This is a genomic window from Geoalkalibacter ferrihydriticus DSM 17813, from assembly GCF_000820505.1.
GTDB lineage: Bacteria > Desulfobacterota > Desulfuromonadia > Desulfuromonadales > Geoalkalibacteraceae > Geoalkalibacter > Geoalkalibacter ferrihydriticus.
This window is the reverse complement of record NZ_JWJD01000001.1, coordinates 1,048,953-1,071,023: the sequence shown is the minus strand read 5'-3', so window position 1 is coordinate 1,071,023 and position 22,071 is coordinate 1,048,953. Positions and strand designations below refer to the sequence as shown.

Annotated in this window: 23 protein-coding genes; 3 read left to right on the top strand and 20 right to left on the bottom strand. The window is 60.4% G+C overall.

The features are described 5' to 3' along the window. Positions 1–26 precede the first annotated feature (26 nt). The 11 genes from murG to GFER_RS04840 form a co-directional block, all read right to left on the bottom strand. Positions 27–1,106 carry an undecaprenyldiphospho-muramoylpentapeptide beta-N-acetylglucosaminyltransferase gene (murG, locus tag GFER_RS04890; protein ID WP_040096560.1) on the bottom strand — a complete coding sequence of 360 codons (1,080 nt, stop codon included), beginning with the start codon at positions 1,104–1,106 and terminating at the stop codon, positions 27–29. Then, positions 1,103–2,209 carry a putative lipid II flippase FtsW gene (ftsW, locus tag GFER_RS04885; RefSeq protein ID WP_040096558.1) on the bottom strand — a complete coding sequence of 369 codons (1,107 nt, stop codon included), beginning with the start codon at positions 2,207–2,209 and terminating at the stop codon, positions 1,103–1,105. Before ftsW ends, murG begins: the two co-directional genes overlap by 4 nt. Positions 2,210–2,211: 2 nt before the next feature. Further along, positions 2,212–3,576, bottom strand: coding sequence for a UDP-N-acetylmuramoyl-L-alanine--D-glutamate ligase (gene murD / locus GFER_RS04880; RefSeq protein ID WP_040096556.1), 1,365 nt, complete (start codon positions 3,574–3,576; stop codon positions 2,212–2,214). Positions 3,577–3,581: 5 nt separating this feature from the next. After that, complete coding sequence (mraY, locus tag GFER_RS04875; RefSeq protein ID WP_040096554.1) at positions 3,582–4,658, bottom strand: phospho-N-acetylmuramoyl-pentapeptide-transferase; 1,077 nt, start codon at positions 4,656–4,658, stop codon at positions 3,582–3,584. Between the two features lie 8 nt (positions 4,659–4,666). Beyond that, a complete protein-coding gene (locus GFER_RS04870; RefSeq protein ID WP_040096551.1) occupies positions 4,667–6,061 on the bottom strand; it encodes a UDP-N-acetylmuramoyl-tripeptide--D-alanyl-D-alanine ligase in 1,395 nt (464 codons plus the stop codon). Further along, a complete protein-coding gene (locus tag GFER_RS04865) occupies positions 6,061–7,581 on the bottom strand; it encodes a UDP-N-acetylmuramoyl-L-alanyl-D-glutamate--2,6-diaminopimelate ligase (protein ID WP_040096549.1) in 1,521 nt (506 codons plus the stop codon). Before GFER_RS04865 ends, GFER_RS04870 begins: the two co-directional genes overlap by 1 nt. A gap of 32 nt (positions 7,582–7,613) precedes the next feature. Beyond that, a complete protein-coding gene (locus tag GFER_RS04860; RefSeq protein ID WP_052445968.1) occupies positions 7,614–9,605 on the bottom strand; it encodes a penicillin-binding protein in 1,992 nt (663 codons plus the stop codon). 28 nt (positions 9,606–9,633) lie between these two features. Next, the gene (gene ftsL / locus GFER_RS04855; protein ID WP_052445967.1) at positions 9,634–9,951 is read right to left on the bottom strand and encodes a cell division protein FtsL; all 318 of its coding nucleotides are present in this window, start codon (positions 9,949–9,951) and stop codon (positions 9,634–9,636) included. Positions 9,952–9,972: 21 nt separating this feature from the next. Then, entirely contained in the window at positions 9,973–10,926 is a 954-nt protein-coding gene (gene rsmH, locus GFER_RS04850; protein WP_040096546.1) for a 16S rRNA (cytosine(1402)-N(4))-methyltransferase RsmH, read from the bottom strand. A gap of 3 nt (positions 10,927–10,929) precedes the next feature. Beyond that, positions 10,930–11,373: a division/cell wall cluster transcriptional repressor MraZ gene (mraZ, locus tag GFER_RS04845; protein WP_040097450.1), complete on the bottom strand. Its 444-nt coding sequence runs from the start codon at positions 11,371–11,373 to the stop codon at positions 10,930–10,932. 196 nt (positions 11,374–11,569) lie between these two features. Beyond that, positions 11,570–12,832: an HlyC/CorC family transporter gene (locus tag GFER_RS04840; RefSeq protein ID WP_040096544.1), complete on the bottom strand. Its 1,263-nt coding sequence runs from the start codon at positions 12,830–12,832 to the stop codon at positions 11,570–11,572. Positions 12,833–13,227: 395 nt separating this feature from the next. Between GFER_RS04840 and ligA the strand changes: the two genes are divergently transcribed. Continuing rightward, positions 13,228–15,249 (top strand): NAD-dependent DNA ligase LigA, encoded by a 2,022-nt coding sequence (gene ligA / locus GFER_RS04835; RefSeq protein WP_040096542.1) that lies wholly within the window; start codon positions 13,228–13,230, stop codon positions 15,247–15,249. Beyond that, complete coding sequence (locus tag GFER_RS04830) at positions 15,246–15,524, top strand: acylphosphatase (protein ID WP_040096540.1); 279 nt, start codon at positions 15,246–15,248, stop codon at positions 15,522–15,524. Before ligA ends, GFER_RS04830 begins: the two co-directional genes overlap by 4 nt. A 29-nt stretch (positions 15,525–15,553) precedes the next feature. On the opposite strand, the gene rsmI is transcribed toward GFER_RS04830, so the two are convergent. Genes rsmI through GFER_RS04810 form a run of 4 tightly spaced genes read right to left on the bottom strand, consistent with a single transcriptional unit; the run spans position 15,554 to position 19,387 of the window. Beyond that, complete coding sequence (gene rsmI, locus GFER_RS04825; protein WP_040096538.1) at positions 15,554–16,396, bottom strand: 16S rRNA (cytidine(1402)-2'-O)-methyltransferase; 843 nt, start codon at positions 16,394–16,396, stop codon at positions 15,554–15,556. A 9-nt stretch (positions 16,397–16,405) separates the two neighbouring features. After that, a complete protein-coding gene (locus tag GFER_RS04820; RefSeq protein ID WP_040096537.1) occupies positions 16,406–18,364 on the bottom strand; it encodes an NAD(+) synthase in 1,959 nt (652 codons plus the stop codon). 19 nt (positions 18,365–18,383) lie between these two features. Then, positions 18,384–18,746: a YraN family protein gene (locus GFER_RS04815; protein ID WP_040096535.1), complete on the bottom strand. Its 363-nt coding sequence runs from the start codon at positions 18,744–18,746 to the stop codon at positions 18,384–18,386. Then, positions 18,743–19,387 (bottom strand): ribonuclease HII, encoded by a 645-nt coding sequence (locus GFER_RS04810; RefSeq protein ID WP_040096533.1) that lies wholly within the window; start codon positions 19,385–19,387, stop codon positions 18,743–18,745. Before GFER_RS04810 ends, GFER_RS04815 begins: the two co-directional genes overlap by 4 nt. A gap of 156 nt (positions 19,388–19,543) precedes the next feature. Here GFER_RS04810 and GFER_RS04805 point away from each other — a divergent pair, with 156 nt between their 5' ends. Continuing rightward, a complete protein-coding gene (locus tag GFER_RS04805; RefSeq protein ID WP_040096531.1) occupies positions 19,544–19,726 on the top strand; it encodes a hypothetical protein in 183 nt (60 codons plus the stop codon). A 69-nt stretch (positions 19,727–19,795) separates the two neighbouring features. Here GFER_RS04805 and rplS read toward each other — a convergent pair whose 3' ends face one another. From rplS to rpsP, 5 genes are read right to left on the bottom strand one after another with little or no spacing between them, the layout of a single operon-like run. Continuing rightward, positions 19,796–20,143: a 50S ribosomal protein L19 gene (gene rplS / locus GFER_RS04800; RefSeq protein ID WP_040096529.1), complete on the bottom strand. Its 348-nt coding sequence runs from the start codon at positions 20,141–20,143 to the stop codon at positions 19,796–19,798. 44 nt (positions 20,144–20,187) lie between these two features. Further along, positions 20,188–20,937, bottom strand: a complete 750-nt coding sequence (trmD, locus tag GFER_RS04795; RefSeq protein ID WP_040096527.1) for a tRNA (guanosine(37)-N1)-methyltransferase TrmD — start codon at positions 20,935–20,937, stop codon at positions 20,188–20,190. Positions 20,938–20,954: 17 nt separating this feature from the next. Further along, complete coding sequence (gene rimM, locus GFER_RS04790; RefSeq protein WP_040096524.1) at positions 20,955–21,497, bottom strand: ribosome maturation factor RimM; 543 nt, start codon at positions 21,495–21,497, stop codon at positions 20,955–20,957. Further along, the gene (locus GFER_RS04785) at positions 21,494–21,727 is read right to left on the bottom strand and encodes a KH domain-containing protein (RefSeq protein WP_040096522.1); all 234 of its coding nucleotides are present in this window, start codon (positions 21,725–21,727) and stop codon (positions 21,494–21,496) included. The genes rimM and GFER_RS04785 overlap by 4 nt, the downstream gene beginning before the upstream one ends. A 60-nt stretch (positions 21,728–21,787) precedes the next feature. After that, positions 21,788–22,051 (bottom strand): 30S ribosomal protein S16, encoded by a 264-nt coding sequence (gene rpsP, locus GFER_RS04780; protein WP_040096520.1) that lies wholly within the window; start codon positions 22,049–22,051, stop codon positions 21,788–21,790. Between the last annotated feature and the right edge of the window lie 20 nt (positions 22,052–22,071).

The window sequence follows — 22,071 nt, the reverse complement described above, 5'->3', positions numbered from 1 at the left end:
GGTGAGAAGTGATCACCCATCACGCATCACCGGCTTTTGCCGGCAATCACCCGGCACTCCTGCAGGATGGCTTTGGCCGCATCTCTTTTCCCAAGGGCATGCGCCGCGCCGGCCATGGAGGTAAGCAGGCCGGGATCGGCCAGCATCTCGCGCAGCAACTGTCCGAGGCGCGTCGCATTCAATTGGTCCTGAGGCAGCAGCATGGCCGCGCCCTTCTCCGCCAAGGCCTGGGCATTGGCCGTCTGGTGGTCGGCGGCGGCATGCGGATAGGGCACCAGGATCGCGGCGCGCCCGCAGGCGGTCAGCTCCGCCAGAGTGGTGGCCCCCGCCCGGCACAAGACCAGATGGGCCGCGCCGTAGGCTGCCGCCATGTCGTCGATAAACGGCACCACCCACTGTGGGTTCCAGCCGGCATCACGGTACCCGGAACGCACCCGTTCCAGATCGTCTTCCCCCGTCTGGTGCAACAGAGTCATTCTGCCTTTGAGATCCGCCAGCTCGGGCAGCGTGGCGAGCAGCGCGTCGTTGATGGCGCGCGCCCCGAGAGATCCGCCGAAGACCAGCAGATGCGGCGGCCCATCCGGCAGCGAGGGGCAATCGGCGAGGCCCAGCCGCACCGGGTTACCGGTCACCACTTTGCGGGCACGGCGCATAAAATCTCCACTTTCCGGAAAAGACAGGCACACGCGCTGCACCCAGGGGGCAAGCAGGCGATTGGTCAAGCCGGGCCAGGCATTCTGCTCGTGGATCAGAACCGGGTACCCCATCATGCGGGCCGCGGCCAGAACCGGCCCCGAGGCATAGCCGCCCACCCCGACCACCACGTCGGGCGAAAAGTCCCGCAAAATCACGCGGGATTGCCGAAAGCTTCTCTCCAGTTGCGGGATCAGGGCGACCTTGCGTCGCCAGCCCTTGCCGACAAAACCACTGATGTCGATTTTGCGCAGGTTAAAGCCAAGGCGTGGCACGATGCGATTTTCCAGCCCACGTTCAGTGCCGACGAACAACACTTCAGCGGCGGGATCTTCGCGCAGCAACTGTTCCGCGAGTGCGACTGCCGGAAACAGATGCCCGCCGGTTCCGCCTCCCGCCAGAAGCAGCTTCATACCTTGGCCTCCCCGCTTTGGCGTGAAATGTTGAGCAATACCCCGACGGCAAACAGCGTCGTCAACAGGCTTGTGCCACCATAGGACAGCAGGGGCAGCGCCAACCCCTTGGTCGGTAACAGGCCGAGCACCACGCCCATATTGATGAAGGCTCCCAGGCTGATGAGAAAAGTCAGCCCAAAAGCCAGATGGCGACCATAATCATCGGGCGCCTGCTCGGCGACCCGGATGCCGCGCAGACAGAACACCAGAAACATGGCGGTAACCACCAGCACCCCGATAAAGCCCAGCTCTTCTCCAACCACCGAAAAAATGAAATCCGTATGGGCCTCGGGCAGATAGAACAGTTTCTGCTGTCCCTCCCCCAGTCCCTTACCGAGCAGGCCGCCGAGTCCAAAGGCCGTCCAGCTTTGCAGGATCTGAAACCCCGTATTGAACGGATCGTCCCAGGGGTCGAGAAACGCCAGGATGCGGCGGCGTCGATAATCAACCTGCATGATCGCCAGATACAGCACCGGCAGGGCAATCAGCGCCACGGAAAAAAGATAGCTCAAGCGTGCTCCGGCAACCAGCAGCATGGCCAGCGCCACCCCGGCGATGACGATGGCGCTGCCCAGATCCGGCTGCAACAACAGCAGTCCGAGAAAACATCCCACCACCAGCATGTAAGGCAGAAAGCCGAGCTTGAAGCTCATGAGCTTGTCCTTTTTCCGCGCCATGCTATGGGCCAGGTAAAACACCAACGCAAGTTTGGCCAGCTCCGCCGGCTGCACGGAGAAACCCGGAAAACGCAGCCAGCGCGAGGCGCCGCCGACATTGGCACCGACACCTGGGATCAGAACCGCGATTAGGAAAATCACTGCTGCCGCAAGCCCCAACCATGTTAAGCGGCGCCAGAACCGGTAATCGATATGCATGGCGGCTGCCATGAGCAAAAATCCCACCACGGCATACAAACCTTGCCGCTTGAGAAAGTAGAAGCCATCGCCGAAGCGCTTGGCCGCCATGATCGATGACGACGAATAGACCATGACCACGCCAAAGCAGGTCAGGACCACCACGAGAAGCAGAATCGTCGTATCGAATTCGCGTTGCGCCGTCATAATCAGACGACCTTCGCCGTCTGTTCAGGCAATTTTGCGACCAGGTCGGCGAAAACTTCGCCGCGCTCCTCAAAATCGCGAAACATGTCGAAACTCGAACAGGCCGGCGAAAGCAGAACTGTCCCGCCCGATGGAGTCAGTTCGCGCGCCCTGTGTACCGCGTCTTCCATGTCCGCCGCGTGCAGGGTGTGTGTGCAATCCCCCAAGGTTTCGGCAATGCGTCCAGCCGCTTCACCTATCAGGATCAGATGCGCCACGCGTTCGCGCACCAGGGGAATCAGGGGCGCATAATCCCCACCCTTGTCTTTGCCGCCGGCGATAAGAGTGACGGGCGCGTTCAGCCCGGCAATGCTTTTGACGACACTGCCGACATTGGTTGCCTTGGAATCGTTGTACCAGTTCACCCCATCAAGACAACGAACCGGTACCATGCGATGGGGCAACCCGGAAAAAGCGCAGACTGCCTGCCAGGCAACCGGCGCGGGACAGCCGGCGAGCAGAGGCGGAATCAGCGCGGCCATGGCGTTTTCGATGTTATGCAGGCCACGCAACTGCATGTCAGCTGCAGCAAATCGTTCTTCGTGGCCATCCATACGCCACACCAGGTGCCGCCCATCGAATCCCATCCCCTCGTCGAGCAGTCGCGCCGAAGAGAAAAACACCTTGCGCGCCAGGGTATCGGTAGCGGCTTTGAGTACCAAAGGATCTTCCCGGTTAAGCACGGCCACGTCGGTTCTGGTCTGACGGGCAAAGATTCGCGCCTTGGCCCCCAGATAAGTGTCCATATCCGGATAGCGGTCAAGATGATCCTCGCTGATGTTGAGCAACAGCGCAAAGCGCGGACGAAAATCCACCACCGCTTCCAACTGGAAGGAAGACAGCTCGGCCACCAGCCAATCCCAATCAGTTTCGCGCGTCGCCTCAATCAGAGGCAGGCCGAGATTGCCGCCGACGAAGGTTTTCTTGCCCCAGGCGTGAAAAATTTCACCGAGAAGGGTGGTGGTCGTCGACTTGCCATTGGTACCGGTCACCGCCGCAAGCGGCGCGCGCAGCGCGCGCCAGGCGATTTCTATCTCGCCCAGCACCGGTATACCCTGGGCAGCGGCTGCGGCCAGCGCGGGCTGATCGAGAGGCACGCCGGGACTGACCGCCACCAGATCGGCTTGCCGCATGACCTCTGCGCTGTGCCCACCCAGGTCGAGGCGAATTCCGGCCTGAGACAGTTTATCGATTCCGGCGATACGCTCGGCTTCACGCCGGTCGGATACGGTGAGACGTGCGCCCTGGCGGAGAAAGAATCCGACCAGCGCCAGGCCCGTGCGACCCGCACCGACGATGACCACGTTTTTTCCAGCGTAAACTTTCACCTTGGCTACCTCAGCTTAAGCGTCGAGAGCGCGACCAGGGCCAGAATGATACTGATAATCCAGAAGCGCACAATAATCTTGGGCTCCGGCCAGCCTTTGAGTTCAAAATGATGGTGAATCGGCGCCATTTTGAAAATCCGCTTGCCGTACAGGCGAAAAGAAATCACCTGAAAGATTACAGAGAGGGCTTCAACCACGAAAATTCCGCCGACAATCACCAGGACGATCTCCTGCTTGGTGATGACGGCAATCGTTCCCAATGCCCCGCCCAACGACAGGCTGCCCACATCGCCCATAAAAACCTGCGCGGGATAACTGTTGAACCAGAGAAACCCCAATCCGGCCCCGACCATGGCCCCGCACAAAATCGACAGTTCGCCCGCGCCCGGCACCGGATTAATCTGTAAATACTCGGAAAGCTGCGCATTGCCGGCCAGGTAGGCAAAGAGCAGATAGGTTCCCGAAGCAATGATCATCGGCCCGATAGCCAAGCCGTCGAGACCGTCCGTGAGATTGACGGCATTGCCCGCGCCCACGATGACCAGCAGCACGAAAGGAATGTAAAAGATTCCCAGCTCCGGCCGCACATTTTTGAAAAACGGCACGCCCACCGTCGTCTGAAAGGGTGGGTACTGATAGAGGATGGCCGCCGCCACTAGAGAAATGACCAGCAGCCAGAACATCTTGTGCCGGGCGGAGAGCCCATCGCTGTTGCGCCGCTTGACTTTGAGATAATCATCGCTGAAACCGACAATGCCGAAGCCCACCGTCACCAGCAGGGTCACCCATACATAGAGGTTGGTCAGGTCGGCCCACAATAAAGTCGGCAGTACGATGGCGCAAAGAATCAGGGTGCCGCCCATGGTCGGCGTTCCCTCTTTTTTGAAATGCGACTCCGGGCCCACCTTGCGGATCGATTGCCCGATCTGCAAGGACTGCAACTTTTGGATCAGCCAGGGCCCAATGAGAAACGAAATCGCCAGAGCGGTAATCGTCGCATAAATGGTCCGGAAAGTGATGAACCGGAACACATAGAACGCCGAGTACTCGGTATGCAGCGGATAGAGCAAGTGGTAGAGCATATCGGTCCTCAGATCACGACTGCCAGCCGGAAATCCTGGCGTTCCTGCAGCAACGTGCAGATTTTCTCCATTTTCATTCCTCGCGAGCCCTTGACCAAAAGCCGATCACCGCGCGTCAGCACATTGCGCAGGCGCGTGGCGATTTCCTGATGGTCGCGCGCAACCCAGACACGGCCCTCGGCCATGCCGGCGGCGCGGGCGCCCTCGGCAATTTCCTGCGCCATACGCCCCAATGCGATGAGCAGATCGCAGCGACGGGCCGCCTCGGCACCGATTTCCCGATGCAGGCGGGCCGCCTCCTGGCCAAGTTCGAGCATGTCGCCGAGAACGGCTATACGTCGGCCGCCTCCCGGCATCTCATCCAGCGTGGCAAGAGCCGCCTTAACGGACAGCGGGTTGGCATTGTAACTGTCGTCGATAAGCAGCGCACCGCCGGGCAGGTTGGCCAAATTGAGACGCCCGGCAATGGGTCGATAGCGGCCCAGGCCGCGAGCGATGGTGGCCGGATCGACGCCCAGGCTCGAAGCCGCGGCGGCCGCGGCCAGCGCGTTGTGTACATTGTGGCGCCCTGGAACGCGCAGGCGCACAAGAATTTCCTGTTCCCCGAGGCAGAGCTTGAATACGGCTTCATGCCCATGAATGCGAATGTCGCGGGCACGCACCTGGGCGCGTTCGCATTCACCGAACAGCAGGCGCTTCACACCGTTGGCCACGGGCAGTTCACGCGTGCGCGGATCATCGGCGTTAACAATGGCGGTGCCGCCGGCCGGCAGGGAGGCAAAGAGTTCGCCCTTGGCCCGCGCAACGCCTTCGACACCCTGCAAGGTTTCCAGGTGCGCCGGACCGATGTTGGTGATGACACCAATCCTGGGCCGGGCGATCTCGCTCAGGCGGGCGATTTCCCCGCGTGCGCTCATGCCCATCTCGATCACTGCCCAGCGATGCTGGGGTTCGAGCTTGAAGAGTGTCAGGGGCACACCAATGAGATTGTTGAAATTCCCCTCGGTTTTGAGACCCACGCCGGTCTGCTCAAGAATGCAGGCCAGCATTTCCTTGGTGGTGGTCTTACCCGAAGAACCGGTCACCGCCACCAGCGGCCCCTCAAAACCCTGCCGCCAGGCAGCCGCCAGATCGCCGAGGGCACGCAGGGTGTCGCCCACATGCACCACCGGAATGGGAAATCCGGCAACGATTTCTTCGGACAAACACGCCGCGGCACCACGCCGCGCCGCCTGCACGAGAAAATCGTGCCCGTCGAAGCGATCGCCGCGCAGGGGCACGAAAAGTGTGCCCGGGTCGATGGATCGACTGTCGGTGGACACACCTTCAGCTTCCCCACGTGCGCCTGCTGGGCTCAATGTTCCACCGGTAATACGAGCAATAGTCGCCAGATCGAACTTCATCAGGAAACCTCCTGTTCCCCAAGCGCGCGCTTCACCTCTTCGCAATCATCGAAATGAAATCGCTCGCCGCCGACAATCTGATAATCTTCATGGCCCTTGCCCGCTACCAGCAGCAGATCGCCGGGAGCAAGCAGGGAAACAGCCAGGTCGATGGCGCGGCGGCGGTCGAGCTCAATTGTGTAGCCGCGACCATCGGTGTGCCGCAACTCAGCAACAGACAGCTCCGGCACTCCCGCCAGTCGCAGGCCGGGGATGATTGCCGCGATGATCTCGCGAGGTTCTTCGCTGCGTGGATTGTCGCTGGTGACAACGACCAGATCGGAAAGACGCGCCGCCACCTCGCCCATGACCGGGCGCTTAGCGCGGTCACGGTCGCCACCACAACCAAAAACCGTAATAATGCGTCGCGGCCGCAGGCGACGCACCGCATCCAATGCCTTTTCCAGGGCGTCGCCGGTGTGGGCATAATCGATCAGAATCACCGCACCGCGTGTGTTGGCCACCCGCTCCAATCGCCCAGGCACTTGCGGCGCACGGCGAATTCCCTCTTCAATGGCCGGAATCGGCAATTCGAGTGCCGTAGCCGCCGCCACGGCACAAAGCAGATTTTCCAGGTTGAACTGCCCGAGCAATGCAGACTCCAATTCAAGGATACCACCTGGGGTATGGACCCTGCCTCTGATTCCTTCCAGGGAAAGATCCATGGACAGCGGCCTTACATCCGCCGTCTCGCCGCAACCGCAGGTCAAGGCACCGGATATTTCCCGTGCGAGGCGCCGGCCATAGGGATCGCCCACATGAATGACCGCCCGTCCGCCGTCGCGCGGCAGCAATTCCGTAAACAAGCGCTTTTTGCCGGCGAAATAGGTTTCCATATCGCCGTGATAATCGAGATGCTCAGGTGTGAGGTTGGTAAAAACCCCCACGCCGAAATGAATTCCGTCGGCACGGCGCTGCTCAAGGGCATGAGAAGAAACTTCCAGAACCAGGCTGTCAGCCCCCTTATCACGAAACTCGCGCACAATCTTTAGCATTTCCAACGCCTCAGGCGTCGTGTGCGGCGCCTTCAACCGTTGGTTGCCGAAACGGTAATTGACCGTACCGATCACCGCAGGGTGGTGTCCGGCTACCGACAGAATGGATTCAAGCAACCAGGTGGTGGTGGTTTTTCCGTTGGTGCCCGTCACCGCCACCACGCTCATTCCCGTACTGGGATCCGCAAAAAACACTCTGGCCGCCTCCGCCAGCGCCGCACGGCTGTCAGGCACCACCAACCCCACCACCGGAGCGGGAAGATCCTGCGCCTCCTCCATAACAACCGCCACCGCGCCACGCCCGATAGCCTGGGAGATGAAGCTGTGCCCATCCGCCTGTCCCCCGCGCAACGCAAAAAAAACGCTGCCCGGCTCCACCTTGCGGCTGTCATGGCACAGGGCCTTGACCGGCACATCGGGTAGACCTGGCTGCGCCGCCGCGAAGAGGCCGGGAAACAGACGAGAAAGTTTTACGGAATCGGGCATTTTGCTATTCCAGTCGGAAAAAGTCAAAGCCTTCAGGTGGAGGCCGCCAAGCGCACCCGCACCTCGGAATCATAACGAATGGTTTCCCCGGAACGGGGAACCTGTTCAACCACTTTGCCCGATCCTTCCAGGCGAATGTTGAGCCCCGTGCGCTCCATGACCTGGAGCACCTGTCGATAGCTCATACCCGAGAGATCCGGCATACGCCCCGGACCCTCAGTGTTCGGTTCGGCGTCAACGAGCGGAGCCAGGGGCGCCAGGTTTCGCGCCTCGATCACCGGAGGCAAGGGATCCGCTCCTCTGGGCAGCGTCGGCGACACACCCAACTGGCGCAGCGCCTGCCCGGCGATTCGTGAAAAAACCGGTGCCGCGACCAAACCGCCATACGTCTGCTCCTCAGGCTCATCGAGCACGACCACCATGACCAGGCGCGGATCTTCCGCGGGGACAAAACCGATGAAGGACGCAATTCGCTTGTCCGCTGAATAGCCTCCGGCCACCGGATCAACCTTTTGCGCGGTCCCCGTTTTGCCGGCCACCCGGAAACCCGGCACCGCCGCCAGGGTACCGGTGCCCCCCGATTCGGTAACCGCAACCATCATATCGCGCACCAGGGCGGCGGTTTCCCGCGAGACGACGCGACGCACCACAGTCGGCGTCTGTTCGCGCACCACCTGACCCTGACCATCGATAATCCGCTCCACCAGATAGGGACGCATGAGTCGACCGCCGTTGGCGATGGCGGCCGTCGCCGTCGCCAACTGCAGAGGAGTGACACTGATGCCCTGCCCAAAAGAAATGGCGGCAAGATCGATTTCGAACCATTGCGCCGGACTGCGCACCATTCCCGTCACTTCACCGCGCAGATCAATACCGGTACGCGCACCGAAACCAAAGCCTTCGATAAATTGATGAAAGCGTTCCCGCTCCAGCGCCTTGGCGATTTTTGCGGTGCCGATATTGGAACTGACCTGGAGAATTTCGGCGACCGTAAGATTCTTGTAGGGCCGATGGTCATGAATGGTCCGCCCTCCGATTCGATAACGGCCATTTTCGCAATAAAAGGATTGACCGGGCTTGACCACGCCCTGCTCGAGAGCCGCAGCCATGAGAAATATCTTGAAAGTCGACCCAGGTTCGAAACTGTCGCAGATCGCACGATTGCGCCAGTGATCGGGCTTGTGCCGCCAGAAAACATTGGGATTGAAATCCGGCTGACCTGCCATGGCCAGAATACGTCCCGAGTCCGGCTCCAAAACCACCACGGTCCCCGAGCGCGCACGCATGGCGCGCACCTGGGCGGCCAATTCTTTTTCCACCACATATTGAAGATTGCGATCAATGGTCAAATACAGGCTGTGACTGAGCTCCCCGTCGCGCACGATATCGTTGCCCGCGGTCATGCGACGACCCAAGGCATCCTGCTCCATCAACAGATAACCACCAGCGCCCAGCAATTCAGCATCATAGGACAGCTCCACTCCTTCGAGACCCTGGGGGTCGAGACCGGTGAAGCCGATCACCTGGGCGCCGATTTCCGAATTGGGATAGTAGCGCTTATGCTCCTTGATAAAACCGATGCCGGCCAGGCCCAAAGCTCTCACCCGATCACTCTCGGCAGGCGTCACGCGACGCTTGATCCACACGAAGCCGCGCTTGCCGGTCAGTTTTTCCTGCACATCCGCCACAGGCAAATTGAGCGCCTGCGCCAGTTTTCGCGCCGCGGCCCCCGGGTCACGCAACCGCGGAGGCTCGGCATAAATGGAGTCATTTTCCAGGCTGACGGCCATTTCTGCGCCGTTGCGGTCATAGATGTTGCCGCGCTGCGGCGCCAGGGGAATGGCCCGTTGAAATTGCTGCTCCGCGCGCTTTTGCCACATTTCACCGCTGACGACCTGGAGATAGTAAGCGCGCCCCACGACCAGGGCAAAGGCCGCCGCAAAGACAATGCCGACCAGGCGCAACCGCACACGGAACCAGCGGTCGGCCTTATCGGAAGAATTTTGTGTCGGTCGCGCGGCCACGGCGAATAGTGGTCCTTTCCCTCAGCGTTCAGCGTACATTGATGATCTGTTCGAGCGACGGCTCCCGCAGCCCCAGTCGTGTGCGGGCAATGTTTTCGATTCGCGAGGGGCTGCGCAGACTTGCCGCCTCCAGCCGCAACTGGCTGTTTTCTTGCCGTCCTTCGCGAAGGGCGGTTTCCAGGGAAGAGATCTCGTATTTGAGCTGAAAAACTTCAATACGCGACCAGACGAAAAGAAGGGACACAGCCAGCACCACGCCGAGGAAAAACAGTACCGGAAACAGCCGCGGCCGCCCCAGGCTGAGGCGTGAAAAGATGGGAAATCGGTTGGCAACGGAATGGGCCATGACGTTCTCCTGCAGATCCAATCAGGGCAGCGCCAGGCGGCGAGCCGCCCGCAGTACGGCACTGCGCGCCCTGGAGTTTTCCTCGACTTCATCCGCCGCGGGGCGCACCCCCTTGCGGGTCAGCAGTTCGACGCGCGGCTGGTGATTACAGACACAGCCAGGAAGGCGCGGCGGGCAAATGCAGCCGCGCGCTTCCTGACGAAAGAAATGCTTGACGATACGATCCTCGAGGGAATGAAAACTGATAACCACCAGCCGCCCTCCCGGCAACAGCAGATCAACGGCCTGGTCCAACCCCGCCTCGATATGCCGCAACTCGTCGTTGACAAAAATTCTGAGCGCCTGAAATACCCGTGTCGCCGGATGAATCCTGCTCGGCACCTTGCCGCCCGGCACCGTATCACGCACCAGATCGGCCAGCTGCTGAGTGGTGAGGATGGGAGCGGATTGCCGGATCTCGACGATTTTGCGAGCTATGCGCCGAGCGAAGCGCTCTTCTCCGAAGTCGCGAAAAATCCGCGCCAGCTCATGGTCTTCCATGGAACCAAGAACCTCGGCGGCGGTCATGCCGATGGTCGGGTCCATGCGCATATCCAGAGGAGCATCGCTGCGAAAGGAAAAACCCCGTTGCGCTTCATCGAGCTGATAAGATGAAACACCCAGGTCGAGAAGGATGCCGTCAAACCCGGCCACTCCCAGATCCCGCGCGACGCCCGCCATCTCGGCAAAATTGCGATGAAAGAGCCTGACCCGCGAACCGAACCGCGCCAAGCTCTGCCGGGCCCGCTGCAGGGCCTCAGGGTCACGGTCAAGCCCGACCACGCGGCCATCGGGAGCTGAAGCCTCGAGAATCAATCGGGCATGCCCGGCACCTCCCAGAGTGCCGTCGAGATAGGTCTCTCCGGAAGCGGGCTGCAAATGCGCCAGCACCTCGGCAGACATGACCGGCACATGTCCCGGCGCGACCCCAGACATGGTCTAGAGCCCCAAGTCGGCGACGAATTGCGGATCGGCGCGCAGCAGTTCTTGAGACTCGCGATTGACTTCGGCGTAACGCGCCTGGCTGAAAATGTCGATTTTTTCGAAACCGCCGACCACCACCACATCCTGCTCCAGGCCGGCATGAGCGCGCAGCGCCTGAGAAAGCTGTATGCGGCCCTGCTTATCAAAGGAGCAGCTTTCCGCCGGATTGAGAACCAAGCGGTTGAGGGCGGTGCGGCGAGGACCGGCGGGGATTGCAGCAATGCCTTTTTCGATATCCTGCCAGTGCGCGCTCGGGTAAGCGGAAAGGCCTCCATCCATATTCTTGGTCAGGGTGAGGCTTTCGTCGCCGAGTTGACGCAGAGCTTCCCGAAACCTTGCCGGAATGCTGATGCGCCCCTTGGCGTCGATGCTGTTGTGAAATTCCCCCGTAAAACTCAATCCGTCCCCCGCATGGCCGCAAATGACACTTTTCCCCACATTTTGGGAAAATATAGCTGCCGCCTTGCGGAGTGTCAAGGAGATTGTCTTAAATTTTTTTAGATTTTCTGAGAGGTTGCCGATATCAGCGGCAAAAAAAAAGGCCCTCACAGGGAGGGCCGAAATACAGCAGGAGAACTCAATCAATGAATATTACTTAAGTATGTGGCTCTTCTTCCGGAAGAACCATCTCGATCTCCTCAATGCGTCGCTCGACCACGCGCCGCACGGTAAAAACGAGGCCGTCGGATTCCCAGACCGCGCCCTTCTCGGGGATGACCCCCAATTTATGCATGAGAAAACCGGCCAGGGTGTTGGCGTGCTCTTCAGAAAGCTGCAAGTGAAAGCGACGGTTGAGAATACGCAGGGAAGCACTTCCATCGACCAGATAGCGGCGCGGCCCAAGCTCGCGGATTTCCACCTCTTCGGCATCATATTCATCCTGAATTTCGCCGACGATCTCCTCAACGATATCTTCCAGGGTCACAATTCCTTCCATGCCGCCATGTTCGTCAACGACGATGGCCAAGTGCACGCGTTTTTTACGAAAAGCCTGCAACAGCGTACCGACACGCTTGGATTCCGGCACGAAATAGGGGGGGCGACAGCTCTCGCGCAGCGAGAATTCATCGGTGCAGCCGACGAAACGCAGAATATCCTTGGAATGGATGATGCCGACCACCTGATCGAGACTGCCCTCATACACCGGAAAGCGCGAATGCCGCGCTTCTTGAGCCAGCAACAGCGCCTCGTCAAACGAAGTGTTGGCCTCGATGGCCACCACCTCGGTACGCGGAATCATGATATCGCGCGCACGAATGGCGGACAGATCAAAAATGCCGTGGAGCATGCGCCGATTTTCCTTGGGCAGCACTCCGGCCTCTTCGCCCACCGAAATAATGTTGCGGATTTCGTCTTCGGAGAGAATCGGCGAGGGCTTGTCGTCGCCCTGCATCCACTGGGTCAGCAAACGCGAAACGCGGGTCACCACCCAGATCACCGGAGCGAGCAACCACATGACTGCAAGAATCGGCCGTAACACCCAGAAGGAAACTCTTTCGGGATTTCTGGCCGAATAGGTTTTGGGGCAGATTTCAGCGAAGATGAGCAGTATCGGGGTCAGGACCAGGATGGTGAGCAGTTCTCCGCGCTCACCGTAGAGATGCACGAATAGACCGGTGGCAAACACCGACGCGGCGATATTGACCAGATTGTTGCCGACCAGGATCGCGCCCAGCAGGCGATCCGGTTGGTCGAGCATGCGCTCCAGGCGTTCGGCATGCTTCTTTTTTTTCTTGACCAGGTACTTGACGCGCAGCTTGTCCAACGCCATCAAGGCGGTTTCCGAGCCGGAAAAAAACGCTGAAAGAACGAACAACACACCAAGCAGGGCAAGGCGCAGCCAAATATCTTCAAACATTCCCTTCTCCAGTGCGACAAAACAGACATTGAATTCCGTGGAATTCTACCTGATGTGAAGACACATGACAATCAACAAGCCGGGCCTCGGGCAAGATTGAAGGAGAATCCACGCTGTGCTATAAAACCTGCACCGCAAGGCAAACGTAACTATTCAGCGGCAACGTCCGAGAGTACCGCAGGGTGCGGCGGTTGAGTGCTGCGGCAAATGTTTGAGCCGCAGGTGAGTTTTTGCCGCACNGTAACTATTCAGCGGCAACGTCCGAGAGTACCGCAGGGTGCGGCGGTTGAGTGCTGCGGCAAATGTTTGAGCCGCAGGTGAGTTTTTGCCGCACACGATGCTGCCGTACCCTGCGGTGCATGCTGAACAGTTACAGGCAAACAATGGAGATCCCCATGAACCGCAGTGACGCGCAGACCCGCCACCGGCAGTTGTGTCGACAGATCGAGCACCATAACTATTTGTATTACGTCCTCGATCAGCCGGAGGTTTCCGACGCCGAGTACGACCGGCTGATGCGTGAGCTGCTTGATCTGGAACGGGATTTTCCCGACTTGGCGACGCCGGAATCACCCACGCAGCGGGTCGGAGCACAACCGCTCGACAAGTTCGAACCGGCCCCGCACTCTCTACCCATGCTATCCCTGGAGAACGCTTTGGGCGAAGCTGAATGGCGAGAATTCGACGCTCGTGTGCGACGCTTTCTCGCCGACGAGGCCGAGGTTGAATACGTCTGTGAAATGAAGCTCGACGGGGTTGCCGTAGAGCTGGTTTATCACCAAGGGCGGCTGATCTCGGGCAGCACCCGTGGCGACGGCATCACCGGAGAAAACATCACGGAAAACCTCAAGACCCTGCCCACGATTCCTCTGCGCCTGCGCCCGCCCTACCCCGATGTTCTCGAGGTTCGCGGTGAAGTCTACATAGACCTGGCTGATTTCCGCGCCCTCAATCGCGAGCGGGAAGAAGAAGGCGCCATGGTCTTCGCCAACCCGCGCAATGCCGCCGCGGGCAGCTTGCGCCAGCTCGACCCGCGCATCACTGCACGACGCCCCCTGAAAATCTTCTGTTACGGGGTCGGCTTGCTCAAAGGAAAGAACAGCGAGACAGACACGCACTTCGAGCTTCTGGAGCAGTTGCGCGCCTGGGGATTGCGCGTCAACCTTGAACAAACCCAGGTGGTGCGGGGGGCGAGCGAGGCCTGGACGCACTACCAGAAGTTGCTCGACCTGCGCGAGGAGATACCCTATGAGATCGACGGCGTGGTGGTTAAGGTCAATAGCCGCGCTCTGCAGGAAGAACTCGGCGCCAAATCGCGCTCTCCGCGCTGGGCCGTGGCGCTTAAGTTTCCGCCGCGCCAGGCACACACCCGGGTTGAGGATATCGTTCTGCAAGTCGGCCGCACCGGCGCCATCACACCCGTGGCCCAGTTGCAACCGGTGCAGGTCAGCGGCGTCACCGTGTCGCGCGCCAGCCTGCACAACTGGGACGAAATCGCCCGCCTTGATGTACGCATTGGCGACCAGGTTGTGGTGGAACGCGCCGGCGACGTCATCCCCGACGTGGTACGGGTCCGCGTTGACCAACGCACCGGTGATGAGCGCCCGGTGCCGCCGCCGCACCATTGCCCGGTGTGCGCTTCGCCTGCGGTGCGCCTGGAAGGTGAAGTGGCTTACCGTTGCCGCAACCTGAGTTGCCCGGCGCAACTCAAGGAAACGATCCGCCACTTCGCCACGCGCGGCGCCATGGATATCGAAGGACTGGGTGAGCGCACCATCGATCAGTTGCTGCGCCTGGAACTGATCCGCAATGTGGCCGATCTCTACGCGCTGCGCAAGGAGGACCTGCTGCGCTGTGAGCGCATGGGCGACAAGTCGGCCGAAAACCTGCTCTCGGCCATCGCCGCAAGCCGCCGCAGGCCCTTGGCGCGCTTTATCTTCGCCCTGGGGATGCGCCACATCGGAGAGCACGTGGCCAAGGTTCTGGCGCGTCGTTTCGGCACTCTGGAGGCGCTGCGGCAGGCTCAACGCGAGGACCTGCTGGCCGTTCACGAAGTCGGCCCGCAAGTCGCCGACAGCGTCCTGGGCTTTTTTGCCGATCCGCACAACCAGGCGATGCTGAACCGCCTGCGCGATCTTGGGGTCGAGCCTGTCGAGGAGGAGGAAAGGCAGGAAACGAGTCTGCAAGGCCAAACCTTTGTCTTTACCGGCGCCCTGACGCGCATGACACGCAAAGAGGCCGAAGAGCTGGTGGAACGGCACGGGGGACGTGCCTCGGGTTCTGTGAGCGGCAAGACCTCATTCGTGGTGTCCGGCGAAGAAGCCGGCAGCAAACTCGACAAAGCGCGCAGGCTCGGCGTTCCCATTTTGAGCGAGGAAGGGTTTCTGGAAATGCTCGACAAGGAGGCGAAGAAATGAAAAAACTTTGCGCACAGCTTCGCATTGAAGGGCAGGTGCAGGGCGTGAGCTTTCGCTACCATACCCGTGAAACGGCGCGGCGCCTCAACCTGTCGGGTTGGGTCAAAAACCTGCCCGACGGGGCGGTGGCCGCAGCGTTTGAAGGCGATGAAGCGGGGGTGCGGCAGATGATCGACTGGTGCCGCCAGGGACCGGCTGCGGCCCGCGTCGATAAGGTTGATGTCTCCTTGGCGGACAGCTGCGGCCAGTTCTCGTCTTTTGAGATTGTTTTTTAGGGATTTATGGGAACGGAAGACCTCAGCGCTTACTCTGCCCGGTTATTTTTCCACCTGAGGTATTCCTGGTAGACTTCGCTGCGCGGCACCCCTGTCGCCTTGGCCGCGCGGCGGACCAATTCACTGGGGGGCAGGCTCTCTTCACCACAAAGCCGCGCCAGGGCTGTCGGCACGTCCTCAATATCCGCTGCGGATTTCTCCGCCGGGGCGATCAGCAGCACAATTTCGCCACGCACCGCGCCGTCGGCAAAATGGGCGATGGCCTCCTCGGCACTGCCAGTGAATAATTCCTCGTGTTTTTTCGTCAATTCGCGGGCCACCGCCACCTGGCGTTGACGACCGAAAATCCGCGCCACGGCCTCCAGTGTTACTTGCAGCCGGTGTGGAGCCTCATAAAAGACCAGGGTGCGCGGCTCGTCCCTGAGGGTCAGTAAAAAATCCTCGCGCGCCTTTTTCTTCGGCGGCAAAAATCCCTCGAACGCGAACCTGTGACAGGGCAGACCGGCCACCGAAAGAGCGGCCGTCAAGGCAGAAGGCCCGGGCACCGCCACGACCTCCACCCCGGCCGCGCGACATCGACGCACCAGAAGAAAACCCGGGTCGGAAATGGCCGGGGTTCCCGCATCGCTGATCAAAGCCACGGATTCGCCGCCCTGCAACCGCGCCAGGAGCTGAGCGCTGCGAGCCTCCTCATTGTGCTCATGGCAGGCGACCAGCGGCGTACCTATACCGTAATGGCTGAGCAGCTTGCGGCTGTGGCGGGTGTCCTCGGCGGCAATCACCGCAACCTCTTTGAGCACCCGCAGGGCGCGCAAGGTCATATCTTCGAGATTGCCGATGGGCGTGGCGACAATGTAGAGAGTAGCGGCCATGGTTCGAACTCAGTCGGAGGATTTTTCCAGAAGCTCAAGTTCAGCGACCCACAGAGCGGCGCAGGCATCGCTCGGCATGCGCCAGTCGCCGCGGGGCGAAAGCGCGAGGCTGCCGATTTTGGGTCCATCGGGCAGGCAAGAGCGCTTGAACTGCTGAGAGAAGAAACGCCGGTAAAAATTCTTCAGCCAGCCCAGAAGTTCGGCACGGCTGAACTGATCGGCAAACACCTGCTCGGCAAGAAACAGAATACGCGCCGGCGCAAACTGCATGCGCACCGCTTGAAACAGGAAAAAATCGTGCAGCAGATAAGGGCCGATGTGCTCTTCGGTCTTCTGGCGGATCGCACCCTCGGCATCGGGCGGCAGCAATTCGGGCGACACCGGAGTCGCGCAGATATCGTGCAGCACTTCTGCCGCCGCGCCGGTGAATTCCGTCTGCGCGCACCATTCCACCAGATGACGCACCAGGGTCTTGGGCACGCCGGCATTGACGCCGTACATGGACATATGATCGGCGTTGTAGGTGCACCAGCCCAAGGCCAGCTCCGAAAGATCCCCGGTCCCGACAACCAGGCCGCCGGCAGCGTTGGCGACATCCATGAGAATCTGGGTGCGCTCACGCGCCTGAGCGTTCTCATAGGTGATGTCGTGGGTCTCGCCGTCGTGGCCGATATCCTCAAAATGCTGAAGCACCGCAGCATCGATGGAAATAGTTTTCAAGCTAACCCCGAGCAGTTCCGCCAGTTTTTCGGCATTGCCCCGCGTCCGGGTGGTGGTGCCGAAGCCCGGCAGGGTCAGAGCCAGAATACCCTGGCGATCAAGGCCGAGCTTGTCGAAGGTACCCACGGCGACCAGCAACGCCAGGGTCGAATCAAGCCCACCGGAGATCCCGATCACCACCTGCTTGCTGCCCGTATGGCGCAACCGTTTGGCCAGGGCCGTGGTCTGAAGGGCAAAGATCTCGCGACAGCGAGCGCTGCGTTCCTGTTCGCCACTCGGCACAAAAGGCCGCGCCGCGACGTCCCGGCGCAGAGCGGTCAGGGGTGCATCGGCGCACTCAAAATCAATCATCCGCCAGGAATTGCGGGGCGCCTGCGCGGAAAACGCGTTGTTACGCAGGCGTTCCTGCTGCAAGCGCAACAGATCGACATCAGTCACCGCCCAGCGGGAATCAAAGCAGAAGCGTTCGCTTTCGGCAAGAAGCTGCCCGTTTTCCGCAATCAAGCTGTGTCCGGCATAGACCAGATCGGTACTCGACTCGCCGGGGCCGGCCGAAGCATAGGCATAGGCGGCAAGGCAACGCGCCGACTGCGACTGCACCAGGGCGCGGCGATAGTCCTGCTTGCCGAGAATTTCCGGACTGGCCGAGGGATTGACCAGCACGGTGGCGCCCGCCAGAGCCTGGGTGGAACTTGGTGGACAGACCGCCCAAAGATCCTCGCAGATTTCGATACCAACAATGCAGTCTGGCCGTTTGGCCCAGCGGAACAGCAGGTCGGTGCCGAAGGGCAGCGTTGCCGCACCCAGCCGCACCTCATCGCCAAACGCCTCGCGCGACGAGGCGAACCAGCGCTCCTCGTAAAACTCGTTGGTGTTGGGCAGGTAGGTTTTGGGCACCAGGCCCAGAGTGCGACCTTGCGCGAGAAAAGCCGCACAGTTGAACAGGGCGCCTGCCTGACGAACCGGCAAGCCGACCACCACCGCGATGCCGAGCCTTTCGGCATGGGCGGCAATCCGCGGCAAGGCTTCGGCGGCAGCCTTCAGCAACAGATCCTGGTAGAACAGATCAGCGCAGGAATAACCGGTCAGGCACAATTCGGGAAACACCGCAAGCTGCACATCTTCTTCGCGCAAACCGTCGAGGACGCGCAAAATCTCTCCGGTGTTAAAGGCGACATCGGCGACGCGCAGAGCCGGCGTCGCCACGCCGAGGCGCAGATAACCCAGGGTAGCGAAGCTGTTGTTCATGACTCGTCCTTGATGCGGCTTAGAGGGTGAAAGCATTGGCAATATGCTCGATTTGCGGTTCCGCGGTCGCAGCCAGCACCGCGATCACATCAAAGCGCGGCTGTAGCCCCGAGTGACGGCCCTGCCCCAAGTACCACTGGGCGGCGCGGATGATTTGACGCTGCTTGCGCGGGGTAACGGCATCCTGGGGCACGCCGAAGGCCGTGGAGCGCCGGGTTTTGACCTCCACGAACACCAGGGTACGGCCCTGGCGGGCAATCAGATCGATCTCCCCCAAGGGCGTGCGCAGATTGCGCTCAACAATCTGAAACCCCTGCCGTTGCAGAAAGTCACCGGCACGTTCCTCGCCCCAGCGCCCCAGACTTTGGCGCGCGACACTCACAGCGACTCCAGGTGCTCACGTACGCCGCGAAAGCTGCGACGGTGCTGCGGACAAGGACGCAGACGGGCAATCGCCTCCAGGTGACTGCGACTGCCGTATCCCTTGTGCGCGGCAAAACCATAGCCCGGATAGGCCCGATCGAAAGCCTCCATGATATGGTCGCGCACCACCTTGGCGACTACCGAGGCCGCCGCGATCGACAGTGAGCGTGAATCGCCCTGCTTCAGGGTGCGTTGCGCAATGGACGTGGGAACCGGAGTGATGCCGTCCACCAACAGATAATCGGCCGGCAGGGCTAGCCGTCCGATGGCGCGCTGCATAGCCTGTAAGGTTGCCTGGAGAATATTGAACCGATCAATGTCGACCACCGAAGCCACCCCCACACCGACGGCAAGAGCCTGCTCGCGAATGCGCGGATAGAAATCCAGACGTTGTTTTTCGCTGAGCTTTTTCGAATCGGTCAGGCCCTCCAGGGCAAATTTGTCCGGCAGGATAACCGCCGCGGCCACCACCGGACCGGCCAGGGGTCCGCGTCCGGCTTCATCGATTCCGGCCACCGCGCGATAACCGCGTCGGCGGGCCAGCATTTCAAAATGCCAGGGGGAAGATTCCTGCTCGGGAAAAAGGCTCAACTCTTTCATGGGCCCGGTCCTTGCGCGTGCTATTGAAGGGATTATACTCTGGATTCAGCTTACGGGCTGGTGTAGTATACGTGCGTTGGGCTGCAACACCAACACTTTCCCGCACTGTTTTTTGTATCGATTGTTTTACCAACCTGCCCTAGGAGGAGAGAGAAGATGACTGCCATTCTTATCGTTCTCACCGTGGTCGCCTACTTGGCGCTGCTGGTCGACTGGAAAGACTTGATCGGGGTTCTCGGTCAGGGCGGCTGGGTGTCCATTGTTCTTTATGTGGTGCTCACCGCATTTATTGTTGTCATCCTCACCAACCCCGACATCCCCCACATCGTTCCTCACTGATCTTGCCGCACATCGGTGAATGAGCAACAAAAAAGCCCCGGTTGCCCGGGGCTTTTTTGTTGTCCCTGATCAGGAGTAGCGCTTTTCGCGGATACGCGCCGCCTTGCCGCGCAGATTCCGCAGGTAGTAAAGCTTGGCCCGACGAACCCGACCGATGCTGACCACCTCGATTTTATCAACCGCAGGCGAATGCAGGGAAAAAACCCTCTCAACGCCGAAGCCGTCGGAAATTTTGCGCACCGTGAACGTGGAGCCCACGCCGCGGTTCATCCGTGAGATGCAGACCCCTTGATAGATCTGGATGCGCTGCTTGTCACCCTCGGTGATCTTCACGTGAACCCGCAGAGTATCCCCTGCCTTGAAGACCGGGATGTTCTTTTTGATATGTTCCATGCCAAGGCGATCGACGACGTTCATGTTGTCCTCCTGTATGTGGGTCGAAACGTTGATTGTCAGATACTCTATTTCTTATTTAATTCGGCCCCTGGGCCGGACTGCAGCGAAGCCAGAAAGCAACGGTCCTCCTTACTCAAAGGAGCCGCGTCCAAAAGATCGGGGCGGCGCTGGGCTGTGCGCTCCAGTTGCCGGCGCCGTCTCCAGCGGGCGATTTCTCCATGGTTGCCCGAGAGCAGCACTTCGGGCACCTTCATGCCCTCGAACTCGGCCGGCCGGGTGTACTGAGGATACTCAAGCAAACCGTCGGAAAAAGAATCTCCGGCGGCGCTGCCTTCGCACCCGAGAACCCCGGGGACCAACCGCGCGATGGCATCAATCATGACCATGGCGGCCAACTCGCCCCCGGTCAGGATAAAATCGCCAATCGAGTATTCAACATCGACGAAAGCACGAATGCGCTCGTCGAAACCTTCGTAGCGGCCGCAGATAAAAACCAGCCCTTGCTCGGCGGCCAGAGCCGCGGCGTCCTGCTGCGAAAAAGTCCGCCCCTGGGGGGTGAGCAGAACCACCTTTGCGCCCGGCACCGCAGCGCGCAGATCGCGCAGCGCGCCGACTACCGGATCGACCTTCATGACCATGCCGTCGCCGCCGCCGTATGGCGCATCGTCGGTGACCTGATGACGCCCGGCAGCCCAGTTACGCAGGTTGTGCGCTCTGACCTGGATCAGTCCGCGATCCACCGCTTTGCCGAGAATGCTCTCACCCATGGGCGAAGCAAACATCGCGGGAAACAGGGTCAGGATGTCAAAGGTCATGCCGGCCGTTTTCGAACTCAATCTTCCCTGCCCTCATCGACCAGCCCAAGGGGCAGATCGACCCGCAGGCAGGCGTTTTGCGCGTCGAATTCAAGGATGAACTCATCGACGGCGGGAATCATCACCTCGCCGTAGCGTCCCTGAACCACATACACGTCGTGAGCCGGGGTGGTGAAAACATCCTCCAGCGTACCGATCGAACCGAGACGCCGGTCAACGACCTCGGCTCCTTGCAACTCGTACCAATAGGATTCATCCACTTCGGCTTCGGGCAGATCAGCCAAGGGCATGAAAACCTCGGCCCCTTTGAGGGGCGCGACGGCATCGATGCTTTCCAATCCCTCCAGCCGCAGAAGAATAATTCCCTTATGAACACTCGCCTTTTTCAGACGATAAGACGCATATTCCTCGCCCCCGGCCTGACGCAGGCTGAGGCTGCGAGCCTCCAGCAGGGACGCGGACCCCTGGGTGAGCGGCCGCACCTTGAGATCACCACGCAACCCATGGGTGCCGATTACGGTCCCTACCTGAAACAGTTCTTCCCGCGCAACACCCATCATTCCACAATCTGCAGCGTCGCCCGCAGATTCTCGCGGGTGGCCTTTGCGTTGAGCAGGGTGCGCATCGCCTTGGCGGTTCGCCCCTGCTTGCCGATGATGCGGCCCATGTCGTCCTGCGCGGCCACCAACTTGACGAGGACCGTGCCGTCTTCGCCCTGTTCCTCAACGACGGAAACGGCTTCAGGATGTTCAACCAGCGACTTAGCGATGAATTCGATAAGCTCTTTCATGGGGTCCTACCTTTGGGAAAAGGCTGTCGCCGCTCAGCTATCGCTCACCGCGCAGATCGGTCAAGCCGGTTGCTTGAACTTGGTCCAGATCCCCAGGGTACGCAGAATCTGCCGTACGGTATCCGTCGGCTCGGCGCCCTGCTGCAGCCACGCCATCGTGCGATCTTCATTGAGGCTGATCATGGGCGGGTCCTGCTTGGGGTCGTACTGACCCAATCGCTCAATAAACCGGCCGTCACGCGGATTACGCTCATCAGTTACAACCACCTGATAAAAAGGCTTCTTTTTCGCGCCGCCACGGGCCAGCCTGATTTTTACCGACATGCTCTGTTCCTCCTGGATTG

Bases quoted from the DNA above. Each gene is read 5' to 3' on its own strand.
- murG (WP_040096560.1), bottom strand. From the start codon at position 1,106: ATGAAGCTGCTTCTGGCGGGAGGCGGAACCGGCGGGCATCTGTTTCCG.
- ftsW (WP_040096558.1), bottom strand. From the start codon at position 2,209: ATGACGGCGCAACGCGAATTCGATACGACGATTCTGCTTCTCGTGGTG.
- mraY (WP_040096554.1), bottom strand. From the start codon at position 4,658: ATGCTCTACCACTTGCTCTATCCGCTGCATACCGAGTACTCGGCGTTC.
- GFER_RS04870 (WP_040096551.1), bottom strand. From the start codon at position 6,061: ATGAAGTTCGATCTGGCGACTATTGCTCGTATTACCGGTGGAACATTG.
- GFER_RS04865 (WP_040096549.1), bottom strand. From the start codon at position 7,581: ATGCCCGATTCCGTAAAACTTTCTCGTCTGTTTCCCGGCCTCTTCGCG.
- ftsL (WP_052445967.1), bottom strand. From the start codon at position 9,951: ATGGCCCATTCCGTTGCCAACCGATTTCCCATCTTTTCACGCCTCAGC.
- rsmH (WP_040096546.1), bottom strand. From the start codon at position 10,926: ATGTCTGGGGTCGCGCCGGGACATGTGCCGGTCATGTCTGCCGAGGTG.
- GFER_RS04840 (WP_040096544.1), bottom strand. From the start codon at position 12,832: ATGTTTGAAGATATTTGGCTGCGCCTTGCCCTGCTTGGTGTGTTGTTC.
- ligA (WP_040096542.1), top strand. From the start codon at position 13,228: ATGAACCGCAGTGACGCGCAGACCCGCCACCGGCAGTTGTGTCGACAG.
- GFER_RS04830 (WP_040096540.1), top strand. From the start codon at position 15,246: ATGAAAAAACTTTGCGCACAGCTTCGCATTGAAGGGCAGGTGCAGGGC.
- rsmI (WP_040096538.1), bottom strand. From the start codon at position 16,396: ATGGCCGCTACTCTCTACATTGTCGCCACGCCCATCGGCAATCTCGAA.
- GFER_RS04820 (WP_040096537.1), bottom strand. From the start codon at position 18,364: ATGAACAACAGCTTCGCTACCCTGGGTTATCTGCGCCTCGGCGTGGCG.
- GFER_RS04810 (WP_040096533.1), bottom strand. From the start codon at position 19,387: ATGAAAGAGTTGAGCCTTTTTCCCGAGCAGGAATCTTCCCCCTGGCAT.
- GFER_RS04805 (WP_040096531.1), top strand. From the start codon at position 19,544: ATGACTGCCATTCTTATCGTTCTCACCGTGGTCGCCTACTTGGCGCTG.
- rplS (WP_040096529.1), bottom strand. From the start codon at position 20,143: ATGAACGTCGTCGATCGCCTTGGCATGGAACATATCAAAAAGAACATC.
- trmD (WP_040096527.1), bottom strand. From the start codon at position 20,937: ATGACCTTTGACATCCTGACCCTGTTTCCCGCGATGTTTGCTTCGCCC.
- rimM (WP_040096524.1), bottom strand. From the start codon at position 21,497: ATGATGGGTGTTGCGCGGGAAGAACTGTTTCAGGTAGGGACCGTAATC.
- GFER_RS04785 (WP_040096522.1), bottom strand. From the start codon at position 21,727: ATGAAAGAGCTTATCGAATTCATCGCTAAGTCGCTGGTTGAACATCCT.
- rpsP (WP_040096520.1), bottom strand. From the start codon at position 22,051: ATGTCGGTAAAAATCAGGCTGGCCCGTGGCGGCGCGAAAAAGAAGCCT.